Origin of the sequence: Micromonospora deserti, from assembly GCF_003236335.1 — a bacterium.
Classification (GTDB): Bacteria; Actinomycetota; Actinomycetes; order Mycobacteriales; family Micromonosporaceae; genus Micromonospora; species Micromonospora deserti.
In genome coordinates this window covers 1-7,507 of record NZ_POUB01000285.1, presented here as the reverse complement: position 1 = coordinate 7,507, position 7,507 = coordinate 1, and the positions used below count along the sequence as shown (strand labels likewise).

Here is a 7,507-nt window from a genome sequence, read left to right as displayed (position 1 = left end):
CCCCGACACAGCGACGGGGTGGGCCGGGCCGGCCACCCACCCCGCCCGCAGCACACCGTCAGCCGGCCTCGCGCAACTCCGCCAACCGGGCCTCGATCTCCGCCAGCTCCGCCCGCAGCTTCTCCGCCTGCTGCTCCGCCTCGGCCCGCTCCGCGGCGAGGATCTGCTCCACCGCCTCGTGCACCCCCGGCACGTCCACCAGCGCCACCATCCGCAACGCCTCCGCCGGCTTCACCACGTACGGCTTCGCCAACACCTTGCCGCCCTGCTGCGCCGCCACCGTCCACTCACCCTCGGCGTACGCCAGCGTCACCGTCAACCCGGCCGGCGCCTTCACCTTCGCCGCCTTCACCACCCGACGCGCCGGCTTCGCCTCCACCGTCTCCACCCTCGACTCCTCCTGCCGCGCCCGCGGCGTCGGCACCCTGTCCAGCACGAACTCCGGCTCCACCGCCACCGCCACCGGCGGCTCCGGCTCCGGCTCCGGTTGCGGCTCCACCGCCTTACGCCCCGCACCCCGCGGCGCCACCGCCACGTCCGCCGGCGAAAACGGCAACTCGTCCCGCCCGAACCGCACCACCACGAACTCGTCCGACACCGCCGGGTCGGTCAGCTCCACCACCTGACCCACCTGCCCGGCGATCTGACCCGCCGACGCGGTGAACACCACCCTCGGCCTGCGCCCCGCCGCCAACGCCTCCCGGATGCTGCGCACCTCGTCATCGGACAAACCCTGGCCAGCGGCACCCATCAGCAACCTCTTCCGTACACCTGTTTGATTCCTGCCTTGATACCAGCCGACTGCGACAGCCCGCAGCAGGGGATCACCCGCCCAACGCCCGCAACGCCAGGTCCGCGTGCTCCGTCATGCTGAACTCACTGTGGACCACCTCGATCACCAGCCCGCCCGTCCCGATCACGAACGTCACCCGCCGCGTGCTCAACGGCCCCAACGGCAGCCGCCGCCGCACCCCGAACCGGTCCGCCACCACACCGTCCGGATCCGACAGCAGCGGATAGTCGAACCCGTGCAACCGGGAGAACTCCGCCTGGCGCGCCACGGGATCCCGGCTGATCCCCACCCGCTGCGCGCCCACCGCCGCGAACTCCGCCGCCAGATCCCGGAAATGGCAACTCTCGGCCGTGCACCCCCGGGTCATCGCCGCCGGATAGAAGAACAGCACCACCGGCCCCACCGCCAGGAACTCCGACAACCGCCGCTGCGCCCCCGTCTGGTCCGGCAGCGCGAAATCCCCAACCACGTCCCCGACACCCAGCACACCGCACCTCCACCCTCGACATCGACGCGCGGCGAGCGTAGAGGACCACCCCCACACCGCCAGCACCCCGCCCACCGCCCACCTCATGTGACCTTCGCCTCCGCTCCGGCACGTGTCGGCCACGGTAACGTCGGCCCAACGGCACCACGGCAGGAAGAAGCCCCTTGAATTCCATCACTGTCATCACCGGCGGCAGCCGCGGCATCGGCGCCGCCACGGCCCGCCGGCTCGCCCACGCCGGCCACGACATCGCCTTCGGCTACCGCCGCGACCACGCCGCCGCCGCCGCCGTCCTCGCCGACATCCACGCCGCCGGCCGCCGCGGCGTCGCCCTACCCGCCGACACCACCGACCCCGACCAGGTCACCGCGCTCTTCGACGCCGCCGCCGACCTCGGCGACCTCACCGGCCTGGTCAACAACGCCGGCGTCACCAGCCCTATCGGGCCCTTCGTCGACCTCGACCCCGACCACCTGCGCCACGTCGTCGACGTCAACCTCATCGGCTACGTCCTCTGCGCCCAGCAGGCCGCCCGCCGGATGAACGCCGGCGCCGCCATCGTCAACGTCTCCTCCGCCGCCGCCACCCTCGGCAGCCCAGGGGAGTACATCCACTACGCCGCCGTCAAAGCCGCCACCGACACCCTCACCACCGGCCTGGCCAAGGAACTCGCCCCCCGCGGCATCCGCGTCAACGCCGTCGCCCCCGGCGTCATCCGCACCGACATCCACACGTCCTCCGGCCAACCCGACCGCCCCGACCGGGCCGCCACCCGCATCCCGCTCGGCCGCGCCGGCGAACCCGACGAGATCGCCGGCGCCATCGCCTGGCTCCTCAGCCCCGACGCCTCCTACACCACCGGCGCCGTGCTGCGCATCGCCGGCGGCCTCTGACCACCACCGGCAGGAGGACCAGTCTTCGGCGAGATCGCGGCCATCTACGACGACGTACGCCCCGGCTACCCCGCCACGATTGCCCACGCCATCCGCGCCCACCACGGCACATCGCCGAAATCGGCACCGGCGCTAGGCAACTCCGGTGCGACGTGGCACGATCTCGCAGGTGACCAGCAGTAACGCCGCGGCGCAGCGCCTGCGCGACCTCGCGCGGCTGCGCCGGGTCCGCGATCGGATCGATCGGGAGTACGCGCAGCCGCTGGACGTCGAGGCGCTTGCCCGGGACGCGCACATGTCGGCCGGGCACCTCAGCCGCGAGTTCCGGCGCGCCTACGGCGAGTCGCCGTACAGCTACCTGATGACGCGGCGCGTCGAGCGCGCGATGGCGCTGCTGCGTCGTGGCGACCTCAGCGTCACCGAGGTCTGTTTCGCGGTCGGCTGCTCGTCACTGGGCACCTTCAGCAGTCGCTTCACCGAGTTGGTGGGTGTGCCGCCCAGCGCCTACCGGCGTCAGGCGGCGGGCACGGCGGGGATGCCGCCGTGCGTGGCGAAACAGGTGACCAGACCGATCAGGAATCGAGAAGCGCGGGCCAGCGAGCCGCAGCTAGCGTGACCGCCATGGACATCACCATCTACGAGACCTTCCTCCCGCACGACAGCCCGGACGCATCCCTGGCTTTCTATCGCGACATCCTCGGCTTCGAGGTCCGCAACGACGTCGGGCAAGGCACGATGCGCTGGATCACGGTCGGCCCCGCCAACCAGCCCGGCACGTCCATCGTCCTCTATCCGCCAGCCGCCAACCCCGGCATCACCGACGACGAGCGCCGCGCCATCGCCGAGATGATGGCCAAGGGCACCTACGCCATCATCAACCTGGCCACCGCCGACCTCGACGGCACCTTCGAGCGACTGCAGGCCGGCGACGCCGAGGTCGTCCAGGAGCCGACCGAGCAGCCGTACGGGAGACGCGACTGCGCCGTCCGCGATCCCGCAGGCAACCTGATCCGCATCAACGAGCTGCGCTGAGCCGCCCGGCGATACCCGCCATGTGTTGATGATCGAGCGCGAGGTCGAGGTCCTCACTTACTGCTCGAAGCTGATCAGATCGAGCCAGGTGACGCCGACGGCGGCCGCGAAGGCGGCCCCGCCAACAGATGGAGACACGATGAGCATGGCCACGAGGACGGACACCCAGTCGCCTGCGCTGCACGCTGCCGACAGCCACGACTGGATCCGCGTGCACGGCGCGCGCGAGAACAACCTCAAGGACCTCAGCGTCGAGATCCCGAAACGCCGGCTGACGGTCTTCACCGGCGTCTCCGGCTCGGGCAAGAGCTCACTGGTGTTCGGCACGATCGCCGCCGAGTCGCAGCGGATGATCAACGAAACCTACAGCGCCTTCGTGCAGGGCTTCATGCCGACGCTGGCGCGGCCCGAGGTCGACGTACTCGAAGGGCTGACGACCGCGATCATCGTCGACCAGGAGCGGATGGGCGCCAACCCCCGCTCGACGGTCGGCACCGTCACCGACGCCAACGCGATGCTGCGCATCCTGTTCAGCCGACTCGGGCAGCCGCACATCGGCTCACCCCAGGCATTCTCCTTCAACGTGGCCACGATCAGCGGCAAGGGCGCAGTCACGATCGAGCGCGGTGGCGGCAAGACGATCGAACGACGCAGCTTCAGCATCACCGGCGGCATGTGTCCGCGATGCGAAGGCATGGGCAGGATCTCCGACGTCGACCTGTCCCAGCTGTACGACGACAGCAAGTCACTCAACGAGGGTGCGCTCACGATCCCCGGCTACAGCATGGACGGCTGGTACGGCCGCATCTTCAGCGGCTGCGGCTTCTTCGACCCGGACAAGCCGATCCGTAAGTACACCAAGACCGAGCTCCACGACTTGCTCCACAAAGAGCCGACCAAGATCAAGGTCGACGGCATCAACCTCACCTACGAGGGGCTGATCCCGAAGATCCAGAAGTCGATGCTGTCCAAGGACCGGGAGGCGCTGCAGTCGCACATCCGGGCGTTCGTGGACCGCGCTGTCACCTTCACCGCCTGTCCCGAGTGCGGCGGCACCCGGCTCAGCGAGGCCGCCCGCTCCTCGAAGATCAACGGGATCAACATCGCCGACGCCTGCGCGATGCAGATCAGCGACCTGGCCGACTGGGTTCATACCCTCGATGAGCCGTCGGTGGCGCCGCTGCTCGCCGCGCTGCAGCACACCCTCGACTCGTTCGTGGAGATCGGGCTGGGCTATCTGAGCCTCGACCGGTCGTCGGGCACGCTGTCGGGCGGTGAGGCGCAGCGCACCAAGATGATCCGGCACCTCGGGTCGTCGCTCACCGACGTCACCTACGTCTTCGACGAGCCGACGATCGGGCTGCACCCGCACGACATCCAGCGGATGAACGGCCTGCTGCTGCGGCTGCGGGACAAGGGAAACACCGTCCTGGTCGTCGAGCACAAGCCGGAGGCGATTGCGATCGCCGACCACGTCGTCGACCTCGGCCCCGGTGCCGGCACCGCCGGTGGCCAGGTGGTGTTCGAGGGTACCGTCGACGGGCTGCGGGGAAGCGGCACGCTGACCGGGCGGCACCTCGACGACCGGGCCTCGCTGAAGCCGTCGGTGCGGGAGCGCACGGGCGTGCTGGCGGTGCGCGGGGCGAACCGCCACAACCTCCAGGACGTCGACGTCGACATCCCGCTCGGCGTGCTCTGCGTCGTCACCGGCGTCGCGGGCTCGGGGAAGAGTTCACTGATCCACGGCTCGGTGTCGGGACGCGACGGAGTGGTGTCGGTCGACCAGACCCTGATCAAGGGCTCGCGGCGGAGCAACCCGGCGACGTACACCGGACTGCTCGACCCGATCCGCAAGGCGTTCGCGAAGGCCAGCGGCGTGAAGCCGGCGCTGTTCAGCGCCAACTCCGAGGGCGCCTGCCCCACCTGCAACGGCGCCGGCGTGATCTACACCGACCTGGCGATGATGGCCGGCGTCGCCACCACCTGCGAGGAGTGCGAGGGGAAACGGTTCCAGGCGTCGGTGCTGGAGTACACCTTCGGCGGACGCGACATCGCCGAGGTGCTCGCGATGTCGGTGACCGAGGCCGAGGAATTCTTCGGCTCCGGCGAGGCACGCACGCCGGCCGCGCACGCCATCCTCGGCCGGCTCGCCGACGTCGGGCTCGGCTACCTCAGCCTCGGCCAGCCGCTCACCACGCTGTCCGGCGGTGAGCGGCAGCGGCTCAAGCTGGCCACCCACATGGCCGAGCAGGGCGGCGTCTACGTCCTCGACGAGCCGACCACCGGCCTGCACCTCGCTGACGTCGAGCATCTGCTCGGCCTGCTCGACCGGCTCGTGGACTCCGGCAAGTCGGTCATCGTCATCGAGCACCACCAGGCGGTCATGGCGCACGCCGACTGGATCATCGACCTCGGCCCCGCCGCCGGCCACGACGGCGGCCGGATCGTCTTCGAGGGCACACCCGCCGACCTCGTCGCCGCCCGCTCCACCCTCACCGGCGAGCACCTCGCGGCCTACGTCGGCACCTGACCGAGGTCGTCGCGGACACCGTGAGACGAGCGAGAAACATGCCCATGACCAGGGAAAACTCCCACACCGACGCCTAAGTTCGCGTGTTCCGCGCCGGATGCCGTCGCGAGGCGCTCGGATCGCCGTGGGGGAGCACCCGAGCGCCTCGGCAACGATGACCGCTGGTGCCGGTTAGGTGAGGTCGTGCAGTGTGGCGAGCCTCGCGGCCCCAGGTCGGCGCGGCGACGTCCTCGATCTGCTGGCCGAAGACGAGAGTGAGTATCGCGCCCGCGCGATCGCGCGGAAATCAGGTCGCCGCCGTCGATGACCTCGGTGGACGCGGTCTCTTGGTCGGCAGCGCCGAGCTTCTTGCTGGCCCCTTGGCGGTCTCGTTGAACTCCTCCCACCTTCGATTCGATAATGCACATTATGTCAAGTTGAGGGAGGGCGGCTCTCCCCAACCCGCGCCCGGCCAGCGCCAGCCGCGCCTCGACCCAAGGATGACCCGCTCGCGCACCCGGCCCGGCGGCACCACCACGGGTTCGTGTCCGTACGCCGGGTGCACCTGCTCGCCGGCCGGTGGTGCCGTTGCAGCCGGGCCACGGCGTCGACGAACCGTCCGCGCTCCACGGCTCGTCGACGCCGGCGGCCTGCTGCGCGGCGATGACGTCGGTGGCCGCCACCGCCACGACCAGGTGCCCCCTGGCCCGTAGCCCGTCGGCGAGACTGGTCTTCCCGGCGCCCTAGCACGTACCTCGTGGTCGCCTCCCCCTCTCCCGCCGTTGCCGGCGAACACGAAAATCATGCATAATATCCCTTATGCATGACAAACAGGACGAATCGGTGCAGCTGCTGATCGAGGAGTTCCTGACCGCCCGGGCAACCCGCAAACCGTCCCCGCACACCCTCGCGGCGTACCGGCGGGACCTGCGCACCGTCGCTGCGCTGGCCGCGGAGGAGATCACCCCTCCCCTCCCCCTCGACGCGCTGCCGGTCGGCGCCCTCACCGCCCGGGTGATGCGCGCGGCGTTCGCCCGCTTCGCCGCGCCCCGCGCGGCCGCGTCGGTGCACCGGGCCTGGTCCACCTGGAACAGCTTCTTCTCCTTCCTGGTGGCCGACGGTGTGGTCGCCGGCAACCCGATGCCGGCGGTCGGGCGGCCCCGGGCGCCGCTCCCCCGGCCGAAGCCGCTGCGCGGCGCGGACACTCCGGAGCAGTTGCTCGCCGCGGTCGCCCGGGGCGACGGCCGGCAGCGCGACCCGTGGCCGCAGCGGGATCTGGCGGTGCTGGCGTTGGCGCTGTGCGCGGGGTTACGCCTGTCGGAGCTGCTGGCGTTGCGGGTGGGTTCGCTGGCGGGGCGCCCCGGTGAGCGGCGGGTCGAGGTGGCCGGCAAGGGCGGCCGGCCGCGGGTGGTGCCGGTGGAGCCGGAGCTGGACGGGGTGCTGGTGGACTACCTGGACAGCCGGGTGCGGCGGTTCGGGTCGCGGTCGGTGCGGCCGGACGCGCCGCTGCTGGTGGACCGCCGGGGTGAGCCGCTGCGCCGGGGCGGGCTGCAGTACCTGGTGGAGTCGTGCTACCGGCGGGCGGGCGTCACCGACCGGGTGCCGCAGGGGGCGCGGTTGCACGCGCTGCGGCACACGTTCGCCACCCGGTTGGCCGAGGACGGGGCGGGTGCGGCGGAGATCATGCGGCTGCTGGGGCACGCGTCGCTGGCGTCGTCTCAGACGTACATCGAGGTGACAGCCGGGCAGCAGCGCGACGCGGTGCGGTCGAACCGGACCAACCGGGTGTTGGC

7 protein-coding genes are annotated in these 7,507 nt (G+C 71.1%); 5 read left to right on the top strand and 2 right to left on the bottom strand.

Annotation, left to right across the window (positions count from 1 at the left end; translation table 11 throughout):
• Positions 1-58: 58 nt before the first annotated feature.
• Positions 59-751, bottom strand: a complete 693-nt coding sequence (locus tag C1I99_RS26985) for a hypothetical protein (RefSeq protein WP_111137025.1) — start codon at positions 749-751, stop codon at positions 59-61.
• A 73-nt stretch (positions 752-824) separates the two neighbouring features.
• Positions 825-1,280: a peroxiredoxin gene (locus C1I99_RS26980; protein WP_438941452.1), complete on the bottom strand. Its 456-nt coding sequence runs from the start codon at positions 1,278-1,280 to the stop codon at positions 825-827.
• Positions 1,281-1,444: 164 nt separating this feature from the next.
• On the opposite strand from C1I99_RS26980, the gene C1I99_RS26975 reads away from it, so the two are divergent.
• The 5 genes from C1I99_RS26975 to C1I99_RS26955 form a co-directional block, all read left to right on the top strand.
• Positions 1,445-2,173: an SDR family oxidoreductase gene (locus tag C1I99_RS26975; RefSeq protein ID WP_111137023.1), complete on the top strand. Its 729-nt coding sequence runs from the start codon at positions 1,445-1,447 to the stop codon at positions 2,171-2,173.
• A 169-nt stretch (positions 2,174-2,342) separates the two neighbouring features.
• Positions 2,343-2,789, top strand: a complete 447-nt coding sequence (locus C1I99_RS26970) for a helix-turn-helix transcriptional regulator (protein ID WP_111137027.1) — start codon at positions 2,343-2,345, stop codon at positions 2,787-2,789.
• A 5-nt stretch (positions 2,790-2,794) separates the two neighbouring features.
• Positions 2,795-3,205: a VOC family protein gene (locus C1I99_RS26965; protein WP_111137026.1), complete on the top strand. Its 411-nt coding sequence runs from the start codon at positions 2,795-2,797 to the stop codon at positions 3,203-3,205.
• 139 nt (positions 3,206-3,344) lie between these two features.
• Positions 3,345-5,735 carry an ATP-binding cassette domain-containing protein gene (locus tag C1I99_RS26960; RefSeq protein ID WP_111137022.1) on the top strand — a complete coding sequence of 797 codons (2,391 nt, stop codon included), beginning with the start codon at positions 3,345-3,347 and terminating at the stop codon, positions 5,733-5,735.
• Between the two features lie 798 nt (positions 5,736-6,533).
• On the top strand, positions 6,534-7,507 hold a 974-nt coding region (locus C1I99_RS26955), incomplete at its 3' end, for a tyrosine-type recombinase/integrase (RefSeq protein ID WP_111137021.1).